Source organism: Achromobacter anxifer (genome assembly GCF_903652925.1).
GTDB classification, from domain to species: domain Bacteria; phylum Pseudomonadota; class Gammaproteobacteria; order Burkholderiales; family Burkholderiaceae_B; genus Achromobacter; species Achromobacter anxifer.
This window is the reverse complement of the sequence record NZ_CAHLAR010000005.1, coordinates 306,366-326,179: the sequence shown is the minus strand read 5'-3', so window position 1 is coordinate 326,179 and position 19,814 is coordinate 306,366. Positions and strand designations below refer to the sequence as shown.

Genomic DNA, 19,814 nt, shown 5'->3' with positions numbered 1-19,814 from the left:
ACTTTATTGACAACGTGCATGGGCGCCCCGAAGCTGCATGAAGAAAGGCTGCCGGCTGCCGCCCCCTGCGTCGCGCGCCAGCGCTTATTCCTTGGCGCCCGGCTTGCGAGGAACCTGAAGCGCTGCCTGGCCCTCCTGCGTCAAGACCAGGCGCGTAACCGAAACCGCCGCGCCTGGCGCGCAGACAACCTCCTGGCCGGCGATGAGGCGCGACGCGCGAGCCGACTGCGCTCGTTCCATAGCGGCGATAGCGGGCCCGATCAGGCCCTTCGCGAACGCCGCCTGGTCAACGACGACACCTTCCAGCAGCTGACGGTAAGCGTGGCGGAGGTTGGCCAGGGCCCGAACCTCTTCCTGCTCAGGATTTTGATTTGTCCCCACTTTTTGCTCCTTGGCTGTTTGTCGCACGCAGATGCCACACCGGCATCTGTTCATCATCTGTCAGGCGCCCCCACAGTCGGAACCATCCCTCGACTTGGTGCTTCAGCAGGGCGCTGTTCGTGCCGTCCGCCTGGCTCTCGCACTCCTTCATCATGACCCAAAACCCGTGCTTGAAGTCCTCGAAGTCAGGAATCTTGATCGTATCGGCCGTGGCATAACCCCATTGCTGGACCAGCCGGCGCTGTACAGACTTGCTGCTCAGATTGTCACGGCGCGCCAGCACGAGGCCATCCTCCCTGATGATGGACATCGCCGCCAGCAAAAGCTCAGCGAGCCCACTGGGCGGGCTGGAGAACCCCCGCGACTGAATTTGCGATCGCAAATGAGTCATTGCGTTGACGACCGCTTCAGGCATTGGGTCGCCGGCGCGCTTCGCCGCCGATGTCAGCAGGATGTCGCGCGCCCTGTCCAACGGTGCGATCGCGTCCTGCGCCTGGCCCTTCTCGATCCGCAGGATGGCGCTCGTGATGGCAATCACGGCCGCGGCCTCACCCTCAGTCATCCCTTCGGTAGTCACCAGAGGGCCAGCCGCCGTTGGACCTTGAGGGCTCGACATGCCCGCGTCATTGATCGCGGTACGGGCGATGCGCCAGACCTGCTCCATCACATTCTTGGCAGCGGGGAGCCCGGCAACCAGCCCCATCAGCGATGTGAGACCCAAGCCATCGAGCGCGCTGCCGATGGGGGCCGTGTCGGTCGGTGTCGCAGATGGCGACGGGCCATTCACACCCTTGCCGACACCATCTTCGGGGGCAGCAGGCTTGGCCGAGGAGGAGCTCGCGCGATGGTCCAGCATGGCCGAAGCTGCGCGAGCGTCCGCCAGCAAGTCGCCACTGTTGAGGTCGGGCCCGATCTTGCGGACGAGTTCCGCCAGCGCCAGCACGTACGGAAGCTTGTCGTCGTGCAATGGGTCCGGATGGTCGTAGACGGCCACCCAGTTGTTCATGTCTGTGGGCCGATGGGAAGCCGGGTAGAAGCACTGATTTGACCACTCGCGGCCCTTCAACACATACCCGAACGGCTCGGGTGTGTCGCCCAGCGACGCGGCCACGGATCGAAACACGGAGCCCGCGCGGGCCTCGAGCTCGGCCAGCACAGTCTCCAGGTTGCCTTCCGCCTTGTTCATGATTTCCTGGACGGCCGCCGAGGCGGCCTCAAACAGCTGACCGCGCAGCAGCGCCAGGCGGAAAAAGGGATTGCTCTGATCAGGCTTGATGAAGGGGTCTTGTTCACCCGGCTTCGGATTCTGTGATTCGGTCATACGTTTGATGCTGCTATGGGTTGAAGACGGAATGCTCTTGGTTGAGCAAGCTGGTAGCCAGTGCCCGGGCGGAGTCGGGCCGGAACGCGATTTCCACGTTCGACAGGCCGCGATTGCCGGTGATTTCCGGGCCGAACCAGGTCGGGATCTGAAGCGGATGCGACAACGAGGGCACCTCGATCTCCGCGATGACGAGGCCGGCGGCCGCCCCCTCAAAGACGTCCAGCTCGAGGACCAGGCCGTCTTGCCGTGGGGTGCGATGACGGAGCTTTTGCACGCGCGCCAGGGAGATTGCCATCAGGTCGGTGGCCATCCGAACGGGTATAGCGTGCTCGAGCTCATCCACCCCTTCGGCAGGTTGACCACCGACCGGCGGGAGTGGTGCCTTCACCGTCTGGAAAGCACGGATCGATTGGCTGGCTGCAAACCGCTCGAGGCGAACGCGCACCACGGGACTGGCACCGAGGGCGGACAGGTAGCCCTGCTCGATGTGAGAACGGTTCGCCAGCGCCGCAACCGGAATGACGCCCGGCCGTACCAACCATCGCCGTTCGATCTCTGGCTTGCGTGACGGGGCATCCGCGACAGGGAACTCCCCGGTGATGGACTCCAACACGTCGGCTAGCAGGCGCACCTCCTGCTCGGCGATTGCACGGAGGGCGTCGGTCATGCGCGCACCGTAGTCCTTGATGCCTGTAGAGGCGGGAAGCAGCACTTCGGCGTCCGGGCTGTCTGCGCGGTGCCAGATGGTGGCTACATCGCGCAAGCTGCCATCCTGAACCCAGCCTTGGGTTTGAAGGTAGGCCTGCACTGCGGCCGGGGTGAATGATTTGGGCAGCTCGGAAAAGTTGGGCATTCAGTTATCCTGTGACGAGAGTTGTGTGGTTGCGGAGCTGATCGGCATGTTTCGCCAGGCAGCGTTGATCGCCGGCTGATTCTGTTGGAGCTGAGCCTCGATCGCACGGACACGTTGAAGCAGGCCAGCCATGAACTGCGCTTGGGCCGGATCCCTGCTGAGGCCTGTCAGCGCGGGGTCATGCGGCGCCAGCGGTGAGGGCATCCAGTGCGAAGCGCACAGCCCCAGGCCTGGAACGCTGAAGGCTCCTGTGACGGCGTTGTAAGAGCCACCGAGCACCCTGCCGGTCAGGTGCGGCTGCCAATCCTGGCCATCGACCACAAAAATCACTGCCTGCTTGTCTTCGGGGAGGCGCGTCTGGACAGGAATCCACTGTGGCAACGCCATGGCCAACAGGCTTGCCAGGAAGTGAAGCGAGTCGTCGTTTGCCGGGGTGTTCATGGGATTTATGCTCATGTGGGGTGGGTGTCTGCATGGAATCGCCCGTACCAAGCCCCCGTTGTCGCGCAGACGCGATCTGTGTAGCCATCCGCCCATCCCAAGAAGTGCTCAATGCCGGCCTCGCGCGCGAGGCGCGCATTCGTGCGGCGCACCCCAAGGGGCTGGGCCACGCTCGGGCGGTGAATCGGCAGATCGATGCTGACAAAGCACCCGGTCGACAGGCGTTCGTCGAATTCATCTTTCGGGAAGGAGCTGGTGCCGCGGGGAACGACACCGTGAATTTGCGCGCAGTCGAAGATCACGGCGGTCCCGTACTCGAGGGGAATTCGCTGCTCCAGCTGCGGAAACAACAGATCCAGCCCAGCATCATCTGACAGCCAAACCACCACGAAGGCGAAGTCAGAGAACGAATGGGCATCACTGTGAAAGGAGGCGCCCCGGCATGCCAGCGGGGACATGGTCAGCGTGCGCAACGTATTCTTCGTGATTCCAATGCCTGTCAGCCAGCTGCGCACCATCTGAGGTAAGTCGGAAGGGACGTAGACGCCCTCTTCGACAAGCCCTGCGACCTGGCCAGTAGCGATCTCGCCGCAGCTTGTGAGCATGTCCGACCAAACCTCCGTCGTGGCTTCGTCCATCAAAGGCAGCGCCAGCTTCGTGTGATGGATCTGAGGCCCGAGCGTCCTCATGGCCCCACTGGGCGCTTTGATACACAGACTGCTGTGATGCAGGTTTCGTCCCGTGGTCATGCCCTTCCCTTTCGAGAAGCCCTGCTCGGCATGTTGGCATCGTCATCGAGGACCACGCCGGGGAGGTTCATGCCGAGATCTGCCGTGGCTGCCTGAAGGGCGGCCAGCGCGGTAGGGCCCTGCCAGAAGCGCGGCCCATACATGCCCCGCTTGTCCTGCGGACCATAGGTGGCGCAAAAGGGTGCAACGGCGCGCTTCAGGAACCACACGCGCTCTGGGTCCATCACGTTGTCAGGATGGTTGCGCTCCAGCACCCACTCGCCGGTATCCAGCGCGGCCATGACGATTCCGGCTTCGGACTGAGCTGCCGACTGTGTCCTGGCTACGGCCTTGGCTAGCGCCGTAGTCAGGATGCGCTTGTTGTAGTCGCTGGCGCCGGCCGTCCACCGGACCTTGTCGAGAACGGCGTGCATTGCAGACTCCATAGCGGTTTCGGCAACAGGTGCTTGGCGGATGGTCATCGGTTTTCCTTCAAACGAGCGCAACCGCGCGCTCAAATTCATGCTCGGTCATGGACACCCCGGCCCGGCAGATGTGCAGAAATGCGTCTTTCGCTTCGATCGCGGTAGCGCCTTGAAGCACCGTCACGACCATGCGTGCATTGCGAACATGATTGGCGGCCTCATCGAACCAGGCCAAGGCTGCGTCCTTCTCCGCGTCGGTGTAGCCGGCCCAGCTCGTGCTCCACCGCTCAAGAATCAAGGAATTCGCTCGATCCGAGAGCAATGCGCTGAACGGAAGGTTGATGCCCGGCACCGCTTGTGCGACGGGCTGCCAGAAGACGTCCTTGGTCATGAGGTCCACGGCAAGAAAGCAACGGCGCTGGTCCTCGCCATTGAACCAGGTCTCACATTCTTGCCCGGTGACTCCATCCGGCTTCGCACCTCCCTCCCAAGCCAACCACGCCAGGGTTGCCAGCCTGTTTTGGCCGTCCAAGAGGTATGTGAGGTTGTCACCCGCGGCTGTGGCAAAAATGGGGCCCAGGCGACGAATAGCCGGCCCGGCCGTCGGCTGCCCCACCGGCTGCCAGAGCATTGCGCCACCGAGCGGATAGCCTCGAATGAGCGACTGAGCCATGGCTTGAACATCCGCCTTGCCCCAGACATACGAACGCTGGAATGCCGCCGGCACAATCAGCCCGGCCTGGACATCGCGCAGCATGCCAGTCAGGAAAGGGATGTTCTGGATGATTTTCATGACATTCTTTCTTGTGGACGTTCGGCCATGCGGTTACTCACCGCGCAGCAGCCCTTGATCGTCTTCCTTAGCACCCCCGTCCCCACCGTCTCCGTTGGAGATGTTCAGGTGCGCAAGGATCAGCTTGCGGTCCGCGCCATCGCTTGCACGCAGAGAGCATGCCGAACCCATGAACACCGTGATGCCCAGTTTCTGGGCATCATTGCAGACGCGCATCATCCGGCGGCGAATGGCCTCCACCTTCTTCGGGTCAAGCCCCGCGGCCGCACACTCGTTCTCGTTGACCATGGCGTCGATCTTTCGATGGTTTGTTTCAGCGGCCGATCACCCGGCCCTGGATTCAACGATCTCCGGGAAGGTCAGCTCCGCATCGAGCCCGGCCCCTGAGCTGGAAATCTCTTCCTGGATATCCGTGGCCGGGCAGCCATTAGCCTGATACCACTCGTCGCGGGCGCGCTTGTCGAAGACGACCACATTTTTATCGCCGGTGGTATAGAAGCCCAGGCGATTGGACGGGCACTCGTCGAGCAGCGCCTGCATGTTGTCGATCCATTTGCGTTCTGCGCGGGTGAGTGGCTTGCTTCGGCTTGGCATAGCAGTCCTAGTTCGCAAGCCGTCAGCGGCCGTAGACCGCCTCGCAGACCGCACGGCACCGCGCCAAGTCAAAACGATCCTGCTCGTCACGCAACCGACTTTCCATGTCGATCCAGTAGGTCGAAGCCCGCTGCCCGATATGCTGGACCGCCTGGGCGACGTTCTCTGGTCCGAGTCCACCGGCATAGCCATGGAGGATGCCCTCCGCCGCCGGCGCTGGCCAGGACTCCTGGACCACACCACGGCCGCCACTCTCGTCCAACAGCCATTGGACTTCTTGTGCCGCAGGAAAGCCGCCCCGCGCTTGCAGGATTGGGACCACGCCTTGAGCGCGAGCCCAGGCCTGGATCTGAGCCGGGTCCACCTTCGGATCCGCGGTGTTGATCTGCGCGCGCTGGAAAACGCCAGGCAGCAGAACATCCACCTCGCAGGCCCCCGTCTTGATGAGCTTGCGACTGTAGCCGCCACAGATGTGCGCCGACAGGGTCAACGCTCCTGCCTTCGCGCGGTGGCGCAGCTGGTTGACCCACTCGAACACCGGGTAGCGCCCCGTGCCTTGATGGAAGGGCGAGAACAGGATGCCCCATTCGATGGGGTAACGCTTCGACAGCGCGATCATGCCGTCGATGCACGTATGATGATCGGCGCCGGTGAAAGTGATGAACGCGGGTTTGGTCATGATGAACTTTCGTGCCGCTCGGTTGGCTACACACTAAGCACAGTATAACGCCGAAACGTCATACAGCCTACGGAGAAAATGAAAAAGCCGACACGAATGTCGGCTTCTTGATCAGCCTCGCGGCTTCTTGTACTGGGTGCGGCGGAATCGCTTCCAGTTGACGTCGTCGCGAGAGGCTACCCGATAGTCGTCCCACGCATTGGGGATATTGGCCGAACTGCGGGCGGGGCGCGGTGCGGGCTCATCTGGGTCGACCTGCTGTGCCTGTCGGCGCTCCGCCATGGTCTTCGGGTGGCGGAAATAGTGACCATTTCTCCAGCCGCCCGTGCCAGGGACAGGTCCCTCGCCGTTCCAGAAGCTGAAGCGGTGGAAGTAGCTGCGGCGTGGCAGAAGGTCATTGAAATCGGCTGCCGTGACAACGCGGCCCAGGTCATCCCGAAAGATGAATTCGGCCTCGCGGTACGTCGGAAAGCGGACCCAGCGTTCATTGATCAGGCAACGCTCGTGACCCGTGAATTCACGGAAGTGGGCTCCGACGTTCTTGACGATCCAGTCGTAGCCGAGGGCCTCGAGGGCCGCAGCAAAGGACGCAAAGGCGTGCGACAGGCCGTCACGGCGGAAGAGCGTCACCCCGGTAGTGTGCTCGGGGATTTTGTGCATAGATGACTCCTAGGTTGTTGTACCTAGAAGCCGTCCAGTGCGAATTCGATGGTTTTCGTTTTCATGTGGCCTAGTATATCTCAAATATGCTAAGTCACAATAACCCCAATCATCAGAGGGGATAGGCCAGGACGATCGCGAACGGTCCGGTAAGGCTTGAGATGAGGATGGAGGGCAAGCTCTTCAGCCAAATGCCCTTCATGCCCGCACGATACCGAAGCGGCCAACCAAAAGCGAACAGAAGCCCGAAAGACCACCAAACCGCCCAGGTTTGCCATCTCGATGCAGTGAGGCCGTAACGCTGCATCACGCCATCAAGGCCCAGGAAGCATGCCGCGAGGAATCCCACGAGAATTACGAGCGGGATCCACTCAAGCAGATACAGACCAGCGCCCTTTAGGCGCGCCGCCAGCGTCATCATGTCGGGCCTTTCAAGAGGCCATAATCAGCGCCACAGTTCAAATCCAACATGCTTAGGAGCCCCCGTGCGCACGCAAAGCAGCGTCGTGAACGCGCCGCGTGTCACTCTTTGTCCAAGCTTCGTCAGCATTGTTCTCGAGCACGTCGTTGTACGTCTGAGGCGCACTGAATCCCTCATCGAAAGCTTCACGCAAATCTTTGAGTGTGATAACGCCGCCTCGCACGCCGTGCGCCGTCAGGAAGGGAAGCAAGGCTTCGGCCAATGCCCCGGCACCGAGGCTATGGGCGCCATCGACCCGCCGGATCTCCTGCGCCAGCGCATCGACGTCGAGCTCGGCCGGAGCGGTTGAAAGAACGTGATGGCGCAGTCCCGCATTGACGATGCCGTGTGCCGCTCCCCGAGCATTCACGCCGGCGAAGGCGCGGCAGCGCTGCACCAGTTGCTCCAGCCGGCTGCCAGGACCCAGTTCGCCCGTTCTGTGGAGGCTGTCGACGTCGGCCGCCAGCTCACGGAGGTGTTCCTTGGCGTAGGCGCCCGCTGTGGCCTGGGCGGCCAACAGTTCATCACGGCTGAGATTGTTTGCGGTGGTCATGGCGTTCAGATGTCCTTGATGGTGTCGTGAAATTCCTTGAGCGCTTCGGCAACGAGCACGACGTCAGCCAGCGCAATCTTGCGCTTGGGGACTTCCAGGCTGATGGCCGTTGGCTCGTTCACCAGGAACATAGCGTGGGCAACACGGATATCTTTGTTGCCGATCTGCATGAAGCAGGTAGCTATGCCCCGGACGGTCCCGGACGGAGTATCGAAAACTTGGACTTCAATCTTGTGGCTCATGATGTTCCTCGCAAAGTGCAACTTAGTATACCTTATTTTCTCACTTCTGCGACACCACGAACACAATTATTTGGCTATTCGCGCACTGATTTCTTGAAGTTCTGCCAGCGACTCACGCGCGCTGCGGTGCAGAATTCCAATGCCGCCAGCCTGGCGCCATTCGTCGATATTGCGGCCGAGGTCATCGATCAACACCGCCCGCGGATGGGCGAATGCCGCCTTCGCGCGCCCACTGGGTACCAGGTTCACAGGCACCGCACTGCTCAGGTGCTGCCGCACCCAGGCGAACTTGTCTTGCGGGACAGTCACCAGCTCCCTGGTCAGCTTCGGCATAGCCGAAAGGATCTCCACGCGCATGCCCTGCTCTTGAGCGAAGGCATTCATCCCGTTCCAGAGGTCTGCGGAATCAGGCAGCGGCGCCAGGTCTCGGAACAGGTGCGGGACCTGGTCCAGGATGGCCCATGCCTCTGCACCGCGCATGCTCTTGTAGTCCTTGCCGATCAGCCGTGCCGCCTGGCCGTAGAAGTCGGTATGGACCCCGTCCAGGTCGCAGTAGATGATCCAGGGGCGAACGCCAGTGCTGTGAACTGCTTGCGGCCCAAAGATCGTGGCCAGGACTGCATGGAAGCGAGCGACATCGCCGTCCGACCACACGATCGGCTTGCCAGTGCAGGAGTGTATTCTCGTGCAGCCGCAACGGGAGCAGGCTGAGAACTCGAATTCGGGGCGATCGGACATGCGCATCTTTCTTGGCGGGATCAGGGTTTTCTCAGGACTTCGGCTTCAATGGCCGCTGGCGTCGGCTTCATGGTGGCGAACGCCTTTAGCGCGGCGTCCACGGTGAACAGGTGGGCATTGGCGGGGTCACTGATCGCCGCGAACGGCGCGTACAGCTCGTAGGCAGCCCGATCTCGCCACGCCGCCCAGATGAGGCGTGCCCCCATCATCGAATAGTGCTGGATGGCCGGATCCCAACACCCCGCCAGGGAGATACCGTCCTGCGCCACCCAAGCTTCAAACCGGAGGCGCTCCTCCTCATCCGGAGGAACCGGGATCCTGCCCGCACCGAGTTGATTGGCCAGCTTCAGCAGAGCATCAGAGGGCGCTCGACGTCCTATCGGCCCTGAATACGCAGGACGCGCCAGGCCGCATGCATACCAGGATTGCCAAAGAGCGTTCGGCGTGGCGTCAAGGTAGCGCCTGCGTCGAGCGTCCCAACCCTTGCCGATCGCCCAGCAATGCCCTGACATCCAGGATTCGAAGAGAAGCCGCTCAGCGGCTTTGCTCTGACGCATCTGTGGCCTGTCGCTATGCAGCCGCAAACATCGAGGAGAAGAGGCCAAAGACCACGAAACCCACCAGGTTGCCGAATATAGCCGTGCCCCCCACAAGTGCGAAGGCTCGGAGGCTATCGGTTGCCTTTACACCCCGGTCGGACAGCCAGCAGACCAGGAAAATGGCGCACCATTGGCTGGCTGCGACGCTGCCACTGGACGGCGGCAAGATCAGCGTGAAGACGAAGAAAATAAGGGTGCCGATGAGTGCTGCACGCAGGCCGCTGGCGTAGGTGGGCCGGAACATCTTCACACCGAATGCGGTGATCTGAGGCTCGCTGACCTTGTCGGATGGTTTCTGAGTCATGCCGGCAGTATATCGCGCAACAAGCCGTTTTGCTACATTCAGCGCTTTCAGTATGTTCGCTATACCTGATTGGTATTAACCAACCAAGGAAACAACATGCTGAAGTTCGAAACCAAGATCCCCGTCGTCATGCTGAATGAGCCGGCGAACTACCCTTTCGTCGTCCAGACGAAGAACACCGAAAACTGGAACTCTGTGGGTTCAGCCGTTACGCTACAGGCGGCGATCGACAAAGCAACTCAAGTCCAGAAACAGCATCCGCAGTTGCCGATCCGCATCGCGCATCACACCGGTGGTCTGGTGGTCACGTCCACTTTGCCAGCCTGGACGGCGCCCACCCCCGGCGAGTACCCCTATGACCTCGCGGTATGGTCCGGTGAAGGCAATCCCCCCGACATCGGAGCAACGATCACCATCCCGACCAATGACCTTGGCTCTGGCGTGGTCGCCGGCTACGCTGTGCAGGGAGGTTACCTGGGTGTGATGGTGCGCATGAACGAAGCCACTCGTCCCCTGTGGCACAAGAAGCAGAACCCCGAAAACATGCCTGTATTGGCATTCGGCGCTGAAATCAAGGTCTGATCCGTCCTCTCCCGCCCCGCACTACGCGGGGCTTTTTCTCGACCGATCTCACTAGCCTACCGCGATCAGACCGGCAGCACATCGGGCTGCTCGCCCCAGATTGCGATGAACTCAGGGGTGCCATTGTGGGCTTTCGAGTAGAGCCAGGACGGGCTGTAGCGCACATGCGGCAGATCCCAGATCACCTTGTGGCGATGGACCTGCTCATTCCCAATGAAAATGTAGCTTTTGCAGTTAGCCACGATCCAGGCTTCATCCACCCCGTACATGTTCCCGCCGGCTTCGGGGCGGCGCTCGTCGAACAGGTGGGTCACCCAACATGCGACCACGATATCGGGTTTGTGCAGCCGGACGGCCTGCTCAGCCTCCAGCCGCGCGAGATGCTGGCCGTAGGGGATCAGGGGCTGACCGAGGGCTGCGTAGTAGTTTCGAACATCCGAGCGGACCTGCAAGAAATTGTCGGTGCCCAGGATGCCGACTGCGCGCGACAGAACGCCGTTGCCCGCGCCGATTTCGATAGCCTTCTTCCCCGCCGTAGCCATTTTGAGCCAAGCCACCAATTCGGTGGTGGGAAGCCCATAGGCGCCAATGCGTGTGCCCAGCATGGCGCGCTCGAAAATGGTGGTCTCCGCATAGAAGGACGCAGGCTGGACGGTCAGCTCGCCATTCGCATCCAGCACCATCGGTCGGATGTCTCGAACTTTTCTTGGGTCCAGCGTACGAATGTCCATGCGTGCAGGTCGGTATCTGTAGAGACCTGAATTTTACCGGAGAGCCTGGTGGCCGGTACTTTCCCGTGTTCCCACGGCGCCGGGGAACAACAGCGGATTAGCTGCCGCGACTTGGCCGAGCAGCAGGATGGCGCCCTCGACGGCGTCGCGCAGGCGCGCCAGGCTGTCCTCGGTCGTCGCCGCTGGCATAGCCGACTGGCGCAGCGCGGCCGCAATCATGTCGTTCATGGTCGCCATGTCCGGCATCCCAAACCGCCCCGACTTCGCCGGCTCCAGGAATGGACGCATGTAGGAGACCAAAGCACGATGTCCCTCATACGCCGCCTGGCGCCCGCAGACGGTCATGACTTCCAGCGCCTTGGTGTAGCGCTGGGCAAGGTCGAAAAACTGGATGGGATCGAACACGGGAGTTTGGCTGGCTGACATTCTGTGCTCCTTAGGCGCCGGAGGTCCAACCGGCATTCGGATCGTTGCTGATCTTGCTGGCGATGGGAAGACCATATCCGCTGGTCCAGCCGTCATCGGCACCGGGACCGACCAGCACGTCATTGTTTGCGGCAGCTGGTGCATCATCACACTCGCCAGGAACGATGCCTTGTAGCGCCTGGACGGCGACATGTGCCCAAGCCCGCCAAGCCCCTTCCGTGGAATCCTGGAGATACGTAGACAGGGGCAGGCCGCCCAGGGTTTGCTTGAAGCGTTCGCCAGCCATCGGCGCAAGTTCCAGCGAAAGACCCTGCTTCTTGGCCCAGGCCTCGAAAATCGTCTGCTGCCGGCCGACGAACAGGGCGAGATCCGGCGAGCTGGCCTTCATGGCGCATTCTTCGCGAAGATCGTGAAGCAAGCGCACCGGTATCGAGACCTCGTTGTCTGCCTGTCGCTGCGTAAAGGGGTCCACGAATGTCCGTTCGAAGGGCCTCCCACGGACTTGTTCGGCCGCGTGGAAGTGGTCGACGATGGCGCAGGCTGCCGGGGCTTGAGTATGGGAAGCGGTCGATGCGTTGGTCATGCTGTGCTTTTCTGGCCTGGTTGTCGGCCCACGGACGGATGATGCTGTGCTTGATGGCAGACGGTCAGCCTACGCGGCTAACGCGACCGCCAAGGCTTCGCGCTCGCGATGCTTATCGATGATGGACTCAACCTGCGCGGGGCTGTATTGGAGGGCTTCCAAGATGCGGGCCAGGGGAATCCGCGCTCCGAATGGCTGGCGCGCATTCCATTCCGGCAAAGCGCCGATCAACGCCATGCTGGCGAGCGTGTACACGCTGTAGCGGGCTAGGATTTCCGAAGCCTCCTTCAGGCATTCCACGTCGGAGTCGCTGAGGTGGACCAGCACCTGCTCGATGTCTTCTGCGCCGGCGATCGGCGCCCGCAGACGGCACAGGCGCTCGCCGTCCTGCGTCACCCACGCGGCAATACCGTCCACTGCTCCCTTCCCGGTGCCGTTGAGGATAGCCGAGGTATGCACCTGTACGGGCCCGACGCCCGTAGCCATGATCTCGTCACCCGTCAGAGGCTCAGCATACTGGCGCAGCGACAGTCTCTCCGCGCAGTAGAGGATCCGCAGAAGCTTGTACACAGGCATCGGCCCGCCGCGGTGAAGCAGCCAAGCCAATGCGTGGGCGGTTCGTTGTTCGTTGTACACGCCGATCATTTCGCTCACTTGCGCACCAGGTCCACGCCCATGTTGGCCAGCGCATCGGCGCGCTCGTTGCCGGGGTCGCCAGCATGGCCCTTGACCCAGCGCCAGTCGATACGGTGGCCACCGCCTTGCACCAGGGCGTCCAGGCGCTGCCACAGCTCCACGTTCTTGACCGGTTCGCCGGCAGCAGTGCGCCAGCCCTTGCGCTTCCAGCCCGAGATCCATTCCGTGATGCCCTTGCGAACATACTGGCTGTCCAGGAAGAGGGTCACGGCGCTGGGTTGCGTCAATGCCTCGAGGCCTTTGATCACCGCCAGCATTTCCATACGGTTGTTCGTGGTATTCGGGTCGCCGTCGAACAGTTCGCGGGTGCCGGCAGCAGATTGCAGCACCACTCCCCAGCCGCCCGGGCCAGGGTTGCCCTTGCAAGCGCCGTCGGTGTAGATCGTCACAGGGGTACGGGTCGTCATAGGTTGTTGTCTTTCTCAGGTGGTTGTAGGGCCAATCAGTTTTTCCAGCTGTGCCAGGGCTTCAGCACGCAGATGACGCTTGGCTGGATCCTGAAACACGATGTCGGAGCTATTGAGGAGTGCTGTGCGCGCCAGCGCTGCGGACTGCTCAAGCAATTGCAGGCGGTCACGCAAAGCCTCGACCTCTGGTTTTCCTGCGGCAGTCTCTACGGCGCGCGCATACGCCGCTGATCCCACGTCACTCCGCAGATCTGCTCGCTTTGCCCATTCCGCGGCCTCGCACCAGCCCGCACCGAACAGCGAATCCTTGGCCGCGTCCAGCAGGTCAGCAGCGGATCGCGGCGTAGTGCCGGCTGCGGAAGGCGCCTTTCTGACCCCGCTCGGCGATTCCGGCGGGCACGCACAGCGCGTGAATTGCAGAACGAAAGTCCCGCAGCGAGGGCAAACATCGCAGATCACAGCTCAGGCCTTCAGCGCATAACCAGCGCCGGTCAGTGCGAGCCCCGTCGCCAGGCCGAACATCGTCACAAGAGTTGCCGCCTGCCAATCAGACCCCACGGGAAGAATGAAAAGCAGCGTGGCCATGAAAATGGTCAGGATAAGACCAGCAATGAACAGTGGAGACTTCGGCATGGTGGTATTTAACGCAGCTTTCTTCGCCGCTCGCACAGTATATGCTTTATGTAGCGTTTACGCAACTACTCGAGAAGCAACCCGAGCTGGCGGCCTGCTGTCGGATCACCGGTAACCTGGCAGATCAGCGCCAGCCACCCGCGTTCATGCGCGAGATCGAAGTCACAGACGCTCAGCGTCCCGCTTACCGGCCCCGTCAGACACACCCAGGCGCGACGGGGCTCCAGATCGAATGTGAGAGTGAGCGTCGATTCGTCCTGGTGCTTCCAGGTGAACACCGGGTTTCCTGATCTCGCCGCCTCCACCGTGTCAGGGGTGACGTTGGGCCAGAATTGCGCCAGTTGCTCCGCCAGCCATTGCAGGCCGGCAGGTGACGGGACGCGGCCGTGGCCATTGTCCCAGCCAGGCTCAAGCTCTGCCAGGCCCTGGAGACGTTGTACAGCCGTGGGTGGCGCGCGAAACTCGCACGCTTCGTCCGCCGTCTTTGCTCGGCAGAGACCTTGTACGGTCCCCTCCCCGCAACGCTTGCACCATACTACTTGTGCCACTTGTGCCTTTCTGATGCGGCCGCAGCCGCTTAGCTGAGCGCAACCAGGGGGACGGTCCAGCCCACGAAAACAGAACGCCCCTTGGCCTCACGCACACCATGGGGAACGGTATCATCGAAAATGAACCAGTCGCCGGCCTGCGGTGTGCTCTTCACGCGGCCCTGCTTGAAGGACAGGCCATCGTTGTGCAGCACGTAGCAGAGCAGAGGACCGTGCATGTCGTCTACGTGGGCGTCAACCCCCAGCGTCACCACGATGTCCTGACGCGCCTTGCCGTCGCAGGGCGAGCCCTCACGCAGCTTGTAGCCGCGATCAGCCAGGGCCTGCTTGGGCCACCAGGCCTCCAGCGCCGGCGCCCAGCTGGGGATACTGTGCACTTCAACGGCCTCATTGCTGAAGTCGTTGGCTTCCGCCGAATCGTATTCCTCGCGAGCCAGGCGCGCCGCTGCGGTCACTGCTGCCGGCGGCACCGGGATGTTGCCTTGGATCTCGCCGAATTTGATCTTTTGCATGGTGTCGGGGAGGAAGAAATTGATAGCGTTAGTATATGCGCAATGTGCTTATATAACAACAAAACCCCAAGCAATGCTTGTGGTTTTGTTGTTAGGGGACCAACGGCCAGAGGCGCTCTAAGCTAGGGCCAGGCGACCAGGAAAGGACGAATGCCGGGCGGTCAGCCGCCCGCCATCACCACCTCGGATGCGGCCACACAGGCAGCCTCGATATCCGCGACGATGCGCAGCTGCGTCTTCGTGAGCTTGCGCCGGTCGCGCAGGCGCGCCATAAGGGTCAGCGTGTCACCGACCATCTTGCCCGTGGGCTTGTCGCTGATGTTGTGCAGCCGGTCGACCAGCTTGATCACCAGGCCCCAGCTGGACATTCCGACCATCTTGTTGGTCTGGTACTCGAGCTTGCCGATCCGGGCAATTTCCTTTGGATCGTTGGTCAGCTCCTGCACCAGGGACGCCACTAGCGGCGAGAACATGCGCGCGATGGTAAGGAACGACACGCCGCAGTCTTCCATGACGTCGTGGAGGATCGCCGCGACGATCAGCTCCTCCAGGTGCTTGGACACCTTGTACTTGGCCAGCAGATAGCTGACGGCCACAGGGTGGGTCACGTAGGGTAGTCCATTGCCCTTACGCTTCTGGCCACGGTGGCACTTGTCCGCGAACTTGATCGCCTTCAACACCATCAACATGCAATGCCCTTTCAATCCAACCCGTGCAGGGTACGATAATCACGGTCGACCGTTCGCTCGGAAGGAGCACGATCCACCGGCAGCAAACCGTCATCCAGGATGGCGTGCTCGGCGCCGATGCGCGCCATCATTGCCAGGTCTCCGCCATTCAGGCTGCGGCCGCCGGCGAGCACCTGGTCGCGATAGCTGCGCACAGCAGGGATCCGCAGTTGGGCTACCGCGCGGGCACACAGCGTCGGCTCCAAGGGCACCGGCTCCAGCCAGGCCTGAGCGTCACGGATGACGCAAGTCAGCCGCTCCCACTGGGTCATGGCCAGGATGAGCGAAATGATGCCGAAGATAGTGGTGCCTTCCGGGAACGCGGAGGCCAACGCCCAGAAGGCCAGGCCCACGCCCGCCAGCACCGGGAGTGCGATCGACGCATCGTGCACCGCGGCGGGCGACAGGACTGTTTGCAAGCCGCGGTGGTCGGCCGCGAGCCACTGCTCCGGTGTCATTCGAAACATGGCCCGGGCATGGCGCAATGCTTGCAGGCCGGCGCCCAGATGTTTGCTTGCTACGAAACGGATCACAGATCACCGCCTTTCGGGGCGATATCCAGAACCTGACGTGGCTCACGGACAAGTACATCGATCTGCCGGAGTTTGAATTTTTTCTCCTTATTGCAAGCGGTACGAACCTCACAAATCAGGAGGGACGGGATCTCCGAAAAGAGCGCCGCAAGCGCAGCGCGCGTCTGGGGACAGTCGATGACGCCCTCATCACCATAGCCTTTAGTCCCGATCTGGAATCCGCGATCCTGAAGACTCTGGTACCACTGTGCAGCATTCAATTCATCGGTGACCGGCGTATCCGACATCAGTCCGCCCGGTGGGAAAAGATTGCCCGAGAGCTCGGCGTGCAGGTTGCCGTAGTCATCGAATCGCACATTCGATGCATGCCCAAAACCCCGCACCTTCCACCAGCGGCGAAAGGCTTCGCTGATCGCCCTCACCCCGAGAGACACATCAGCCTGTGCTGCCTGAGTTCCTATCTGGGATTCAAGCTCACGAACGCGACGATTTGCGGCGCGCATTCGAGCGGTCCGCTCTTCGAGCTCGGCAGCGCTCTCACACGGTACACCTGTAGCCTTGGAAAGATCCCGGATTTGCTGCTCGAGCAGACCAAGGCTGGTCACCGTAAATCCATCGGTCAGCGAATCGGTGTGGAGCTGCTGGTACAGCGTCTTGAGCATCAAGCTCGTCGTTCCAAGCTGTTTGAGAAGCACGGCCTTCTGATCGGCCGTCAATTGCACCGCTTGTTCGGAAGTGGTGCGCTGAAGATGGGCAATTGGCAATTCCATAAGCGCAGTATACCTGTTTTGGCGCCATTCGCCCACGAACACCTCGGCCTGCTGGTATCGCCTTGAGGTCTGGCCGCGCCACAGCTCGGCGACTAAGCCTGCGACAGTCTCGGCATTTTGTCGAAATCGACCCCAGTCATCAGACCAAAGAGATCTGCCGGTATCGCCACCTGGTCCGGCCGTAGAATTGACTGGCTGACGTACACCTGATCGGCGTTAGGCACAAACACTCCATGCGGCACGCCGGCAGCGGCGCCAAGCCACATCCGCGCACGGAAATCGCAGTGCCGCCCATCCTCAAGCACGACCCACCAATGCAGTCGGATCATCCCGGCCTCCGCCACGTGTAATGACCCAACATGTACCTGGTGCGGAATGCCATCTCGCAAGAGCATTGCCGATACCAAGCGCGACGCTCCGTCGCATTCCAGCGGAAGCGGATCGACAGCCGATAGCCAGTCGGGGAGGGATTGGAGAGAAGCAGTCACGCCGGCACGATACCCCGCACCTGGTCAGCCTGTCCAGCGACGTGTCTCATTGCTGCTGCGAGGTGCTTGTCGCAGCGTGAGCATCCAATCGAGCAAAGGTCCTGTGCATACGGTAGGCCGGCATCAACGCTACGACGAGCACGACCACAGCAACCGCCACGATGACCGCATACCCGGGCTTGTCGTTGAGGTACCACTGGAAGCCGGCGAGCAGCACCAGGCTGCCGAAGCCAAGCACGAACAAAGGCAATGCAAAGAAGAAGACCCGTGAGGGATGCTTGCGCCAATTGAACAGATTGCTCAGCATAGATCGCAGACTGTCCATCTAAGTCAATCCTTCAGCGGCACGGGGCCAATGCTTGAACGCTCAAAGGGATCTGGCCGGCGCCAGTACCGGTCCTTTCCTTTCAGAGGCATGTCTTTCGAGCGAGTCCGCCCTTCTCGCTGGGCCTCCTCCCACGCAAGGTAGTCGGCCCGGTGTTTCGCCCGCCAGGCCGACGCTTTAGTCGGGTGCAGGCTGACCAAGGCAGGAGCGCTTTCGTGGATGCAGGGGTTGTGGAAAACCCCCCAGAACTGGATGCCAGCCGGGGACATGGTTCCGGGCACGAGAACGCACTCGACAACCTGCGCATGCGGTACTACGTGCGCCGCGTACCTGGCGTTCTCTTCCAGGCTGGATAAAGCGATGCGCTCGCCGGCTTCGATCACGGCGAACGTGGGAGCAGAGTTCAGCCCCTGGAGCACAGCACTGGGCATATCAGAACCTTTCTTGATCGGCACGACCATCCTGCTGCGCTGGCGCGGGCACACCTTCGTGCCCAGCGGCCTCTCCATCAGCTGCGCAGTCATGACGCGGAACCACATAAAGCTCATGCTTGCGAGTTGGATCCAGCACGGCCGCGGTAGCGCCCACGAATACGCGCGGCGCTGCTCGGTACTCGATCTCGATGAGGACCAGCTCTTCAGGCAGAGCGTCAATAATCGGATTAAGGTCACGCGCCGCCTGGCTGATCATAATCACCAGGACTTGACGCTCCTGCGCCCTGAGCTTGAGCGCGCGAAGACCAGCAGTAACGCTTGCAGCGTCGAACTGCCAGACTTCATCAATCACCACGATTTCGGCCATTTCCGCTTGCGCACCAGTGAGGTCGAGATAGCCTGGTGTGGGACTGCCGGCCGGCGGTGGCGATGCGAAATGGACGGTTCCTGGCCAATCGTGCAGGACGTTCGCGATGGTGTAGCTCTTGCCAGAACCCGGCCAGCCGGTCACGAGAACCGCGGCAAATTGGGGGCGATCGCTATCGTCCGGCACATCCTCGACCAAAAGGTCCTTCAGGCGAAGGTGCGGCGGGGCCACATCAATTACCGTCACCGAACCCGGCTTCATGATGGCGTGCGTGTTCGTGTTGGACATTATTGCTTGGACGTCGGCCACCGCACCAGACTCGGAATTTTCGTGCCCACAATCGAAGGGATTGATAGAGTTTTGCTGCATATAACGGCTTGATAACAATAGAGGCTAGATGGTTAGACCGAGGATGGGTACTCGACAGGGAGATCGCATTCGAGGTGGCTCGGGGGGAGCCCTGTTTCGCTCTGGTTGAACAATTCGCACTGATCTTGGCCGATGGGCACCAGTACGAGCGTATGGCCTGACGACGGCCTGAAGGCTATCATTTGCGGTGCTGGGTCACCCTTAAATCCTCCAGTTGCCAAGGCCGCATCCGACACCTCACAGGGCCATCCGTCCACCAGACACGTCACAGCGAGTTGCGGATCAACTCCAGCTTCGAGGAGCTTGCCGACCCATTCGTGCAGCTGCTTGAGATTCATATAGTTTCCTACGAGTTGCGGATTCGCTGGTTTATAGTGCATAACAAATCGCGCATAGAACCAAACACAGGCATGAAAAGTATTCCCTGCCTGAGTCACCAAGCAGCTTGGCGAATTTCATGCTTTCCTTCACTTCGCGGCTCGACGCACGTCACTAATCAAATCGGACAGAGAAAAATTCGGTGCTTCACCATCTTTCAACTTGGCAAATCTTGCAAGGAGTGCTGCACTGACTTCCCTACCGTATTGCTTACGCACTAATGCTGTGTGCGCAATACCAACAAGTGCCGGGGAAAAGAATGCAAATGGAATTCCTAGTATTGAGCTGAACCAGCTCCCGCGCAGTCCATTCTGGTTACCACCGAAATAGACGACACCTACTAAGTAGCCGGCACCCATCACCAAGCCCAGCGTTAAAGCAGAACACATGGGCCAGAATGGTCCACATACGCTTAGCCCGATGAGACGATATGTATTCAATTTGGAGCAATTTGTCATACGCTTTCCTCTACTTCCCGACAATGATCGTGATTGGCTTGTGCCCGCCTTCCGGCGCACAACCATCCGCAT

The 19,814-nt window shown here is 61.2% G+C and carries 35 protein-coding genes; 1 reads left to right on the top strand and 34 read right to left on the bottom strand.

Annotated features, from left to right (window positions below; translation table 11 throughout):
- Positions 1–84 precede the first annotated feature (84 nt).
- From HWY37_RS18310 to HWY37_RS18230, 17 genes are all read right to left on the bottom strand, one after another.
- A complete protein-coding gene (locus HWY37_RS18310) occupies positions 85–381 on the bottom strand; it encodes a hypothetical protein (RefSeq protein WP_176089461.1) in 297 nt (98 codons plus the stop codon).
- Positions 359–1,702 (bottom strand): hypothetical protein, encoded by a 1,344-nt coding sequence (locus tag HWY37_RS18305; protein WP_176089460.1) that lies wholly within the window; start codon positions 1,700–1,702, stop codon positions 359–361. The genes HWY37_RS18310 and HWY37_RS18305 overlap by 23 nt, the downstream gene beginning before the upstream one ends.
- A gap of 13 nt (positions 1,703–1,715) precedes the next feature.
- Complete coding sequence (locus tag HWY37_RS18300) at positions 1,716–2,558, bottom strand: CYTH domain-containing protein (RefSeq protein WP_176089459.1); 843 nt, start codon at positions 2,556–2,558, stop codon at positions 1,716–1,718.
- The gene (locus HWY37_RS18295; RefSeq protein WP_176089458.1) at positions 2,559–2,999 is read right to left on the bottom strand and encodes a DUF551 domain-containing protein; all 441 of its coding nucleotides are present in this window, start codon (positions 2,997–2,999) and stop codon (positions 2,559–2,561) included. It abuts the gene before it with no gap.
- A gap of 11 nt (positions 3,000–3,010) precedes the next feature.
- Positions 3,011–3,748: a hypothetical protein gene (locus HWY37_RS18290; protein ID WP_176089457.1), complete on the bottom strand. Its 738-nt coding sequence runs from the start codon at positions 3,746–3,748 to the stop codon at positions 3,011–3,013.
- Positions 3,745–4,209, bottom strand: a complete 465-nt coding sequence (locus tag HWY37_RS18285) for a hypothetical protein (RefSeq protein ID WP_176089456.1) — start codon at positions 4,207–4,209, stop codon at positions 3,745–3,747. Before HWY37_RS18285 ends, HWY37_RS18290 begins: the two co-directional genes overlap by 4 nt.
- Before the next feature lie 10 nt (positions 4,210–4,219).
- Positions 4,220–4,945 (bottom strand): DUF262 domain-containing protein, encoded by a 726-nt coding sequence (locus HWY37_RS18280; protein WP_176089455.1) that lies wholly within the window; start codon positions 4,943–4,945, stop codon positions 4,220–4,222.
- Between the two features lie 33 nt (positions 4,946–4,978).
- The gene (locus tag HWY37_RS18275; RefSeq protein ID WP_176089454.1) at positions 4,979–5,233 is read right to left on the bottom strand and encodes a hypothetical protein; all 255 of its coding nucleotides are present in this window, start codon (positions 5,231–5,233) and stop codon (positions 4,979–4,981) included.
- A 36-nt stretch (positions 5,234–5,269) separates the two neighbouring features.
- Positions 5,270–5,485 (bottom strand): hypothetical protein, encoded by a 216-nt coding sequence (locus HWY37_RS18270; RefSeq protein WP_176089453.1) that lies wholly within the window; start codon positions 5,483–5,485, stop codon positions 5,270–5,272.
- 76 nt (positions 5,486–5,561) lie between these two features.
- Positions 5,562–6,218: a beta/alpha barrel domain-containing protein gene (locus tag HWY37_RS18265; protein ID WP_176089452.1), complete on the bottom strand. Its 657-nt coding sequence runs from the start codon at positions 6,216–6,218 to the stop codon at positions 5,562–5,564.
- A 111-nt stretch (positions 6,219–6,329) separates the two neighbouring features.
- Positions 6,330–6,878 (bottom strand): hypothetical protein, encoded by a 549-nt coding sequence (locus HWY37_RS18260; RefSeq protein ID WP_176089451.1) that lies wholly within the window; start codon positions 6,876–6,878, stop codon positions 6,330–6,332.
- 112 nt (positions 6,879–6,990) lie between these two features.
- Complete coding sequence (locus HWY37_RS18255) at positions 6,991–7,299, bottom strand: hypothetical protein (RefSeq protein ID WP_176089450.1); 309 nt, start codon at positions 7,297–7,299, stop codon at positions 6,991–6,993.
- Positions 7,300–7,351: 52 nt separating this feature from the next.
- Positions 7,352–7,891: a hypothetical protein gene (locus HWY37_RS18250; RefSeq protein WP_176089449.1), complete on the bottom strand. Its 540-nt coding sequence runs from the start codon at positions 7,889–7,891 to the stop codon at positions 7,352–7,354.
- A 5-nt stretch (positions 7,892–7,896) separates the two neighbouring features.
- Positions 7,897–8,133 (bottom strand): hypothetical protein, encoded by a 237-nt coding sequence (locus HWY37_RS18245; protein WP_176089448.1) that lies wholly within the window; start codon positions 8,131–8,133, stop codon positions 7,897–7,899.
- A 66-nt stretch (positions 8,134–8,199) separates the two neighbouring features.
- On the bottom strand, positions 8,200–8,871 hold the full coding sequence (locus tag HWY37_RS18240; RefSeq protein ID WP_176089447.1) for a 5' nucleotidase, NT5C type: 672 nt from the start codon (positions 8,869–8,871) through the stop codon (positions 8,200–8,202).
- Between the two features lie 20 nt (positions 8,872–8,891).
- Positions 8,892–9,428, bottom strand: a complete 537-nt coding sequence (locus HWY37_RS18235; RefSeq protein ID WP_176089446.1) for a hypothetical protein — start codon at positions 9,426–9,428, stop codon at positions 8,892–8,894.
- A gap of 13 nt (positions 9,429–9,441) precedes the next feature.
- Positions 9,442–9,774: a hypothetical protein gene (locus tag HWY37_RS18230; RefSeq protein WP_176089445.1), complete on the bottom strand. Its 333-nt coding sequence runs from the start codon at positions 9,772–9,774 to the stop codon at positions 9,442–9,444.
- A gap of 96 nt (positions 9,775–9,870) precedes the next feature.
- Here HWY37_RS18230 and HWY37_RS18225 point away from each other — a divergent pair, with 96 nt between their 5' ends.
- The gene (locus HWY37_RS18225) at positions 9,871–10,356 is read left to right on the top strand and encodes a hypothetical protein (RefSeq protein WP_176089444.1); all 486 of its coding nucleotides are present in this window, start codon (positions 9,871–9,873) and stop codon (positions 10,354–10,356) included.
- A gap of 65 nt (positions 10,357–10,421) precedes the next feature.
- Here HWY37_RS18225 and HWY37_RS18220 read toward each other — a convergent pair whose 3' ends face one another.
- The 17 genes from HWY37_RS18220 to HWY37_RS18140 all read right to left on the bottom strand — a co-directional run bounded on the left by HWY37_RS18220 (position 10,422) and on the right by HWY37_RS18140 (position 19,742).
- Positions 10,422–11,087, bottom strand: coding sequence for a hypothetical protein (locus HWY37_RS18220; protein WP_176089443.1), 666 nt, complete (start codon positions 11,085–11,087; stop codon positions 10,422–10,424).
- 33 nt (positions 11,088–11,120) lie between these two features.
- Positions 11,121–11,513, bottom strand: a complete 393-nt coding sequence (locus HWY37_RS18215; protein ID WP_176089442.1) for a hypothetical protein — start codon at positions 11,511–11,513, stop codon at positions 11,121–11,123.
- 10 nt (positions 11,514–11,523) lie between these two features.
- A complete protein-coding gene (locus HWY37_RS18210; protein ID WP_176089441.1) occupies positions 11,524–12,096 on the bottom strand; it encodes a hypothetical protein in 573 nt (190 codons plus the stop codon).
- Between the two features lie 69 nt (positions 12,097–12,165).
- Positions 12,166–12,741 carry a type II toxin-antitoxin system antitoxin SocA domain-containing protein gene (locus HWY37_RS18205; RefSeq protein ID WP_246302348.1) on the bottom strand — a complete coding sequence of 192 codons (576 nt, stop codon included), beginning with the start codon at positions 12,739–12,741 and terminating at the stop codon, positions 12,166–12,168.
- A gap of 5 nt (positions 12,742–12,746) precedes the next feature.
- The gene (gene rnhA, locus HWY37_RS18200) at positions 12,747–13,199 is read right to left on the bottom strand and encodes a ribonuclease HI (RefSeq protein WP_176089439.1); all 453 of its coding nucleotides are present in this window, start codon (positions 13,197–13,199) and stop codon (positions 12,747–12,749) included.
- A 15-nt stretch (positions 13,200–13,214) separates the two neighbouring features.
- Positions 13,215–13,658, bottom strand: a complete 444-nt coding sequence (locus HWY37_RS18195) for a hypothetical protein (RefSeq protein WP_176089438.1) — start codon at positions 13,656–13,658, stop codon at positions 13,215–13,217.
- A gap of 3 nt (positions 13,659–13,661) precedes the next feature.
- Positions 13,662–13,832 carry a hypothetical protein gene (locus HWY37_RS18190; RefSeq protein ID WP_176089437.1) on the bottom strand — a complete coding sequence of 57 codons (171 nt, stop codon included), beginning with the start codon at positions 13,830–13,832 and terminating at the stop codon, positions 13,662–13,664.
- Positions 13,833–13,897: 65 nt separating this feature from the next.
- Complete coding sequence (locus HWY37_RS18185; protein ID WP_176089436.1) at positions 13,898–14,110, bottom strand: hypothetical protein; 213 nt, start codon at positions 14,108–14,110, stop codon at positions 13,898–13,900.
- A 299-nt stretch (positions 14,111–14,409) separates the two neighbouring features.
- Positions 14,410–14,892, bottom strand: coding sequence for a hypothetical protein (locus HWY37_RS18180; RefSeq protein WP_246302343.1), 483 nt, complete (start codon positions 14,890–14,892; stop codon positions 14,410–14,412).
- Positions 14,893–15,053: 161 nt separating this feature from the next.
- Entirely contained in the window at positions 15,054–15,581 is a 528-nt protein-coding gene (locus HWY37_RS18175; RefSeq protein WP_176089435.1) for an HD domain-containing protein, read from the bottom strand.
- Between the two features lie 11 nt (positions 15,582–15,592).
- A complete protein-coding gene (locus HWY37_RS18170) occupies positions 15,593–16,153 on the bottom strand; it encodes a hypothetical protein (RefSeq protein WP_176089434.1) in 561 nt (186 codons plus the stop codon).
- The gene (locus HWY37_RS18165) at positions 16,150–16,923 is read right to left on the bottom strand and encodes a hypothetical protein (RefSeq protein ID WP_176089433.1); all 774 of its coding nucleotides are present in this window, start codon (positions 16,921–16,923) and stop codon (positions 16,150–16,152) included. Before HWY37_RS18165 ends, HWY37_RS18170 begins: the two co-directional genes overlap by 4 nt.
- Positions 16,924–17,015: 92 nt before the next feature.
- Positions 17,016–17,252, bottom strand: a complete 237-nt coding sequence (locus tag HWY37_RS18160) for a hypothetical protein (RefSeq protein WP_176089432.1) — start codon at positions 17,250–17,252, stop codon at positions 17,016–17,018.
- Between the two features lie 205 nt (positions 17,253–17,457).
- A complete protein-coding gene (locus HWY37_RS18155; RefSeq protein WP_176089431.1) occupies positions 17,458–17,718 on the bottom strand; it encodes a hypothetical protein in 261 nt (86 codons plus the stop codon).
- A 23-nt stretch (positions 17,719–17,741) separates the two neighbouring features.
- Entirely contained in the window at positions 17,742–18,191 is a 450-nt protein-coding gene (locus HWY37_RS18150) for a hypothetical protein (RefSeq protein WP_176089430.1), read from the bottom strand.
- Positions 18,169–18,906, bottom strand: a complete 738-nt coding sequence (locus tag HWY37_RS18145; protein WP_176089429.1) for a P-loop NTPase family protein — start codon at positions 18,904–18,906, stop codon at positions 18,169–18,171. Before HWY37_RS18145 ends, HWY37_RS18150 begins: the two co-directional genes overlap by 23 nt.
- 467 nt (positions 18,907–19,373) lie before the next feature.
- Positions 19,374–19,742, bottom strand: a complete 369-nt coding sequence (locus HWY37_RS18140) for a hypothetical protein (RefSeq protein WP_176089428.1) — start codon at positions 19,740–19,742, stop codon at positions 19,374–19,376.
- Positions 19,743–19,814 lie beyond the last annotated feature (72 nt).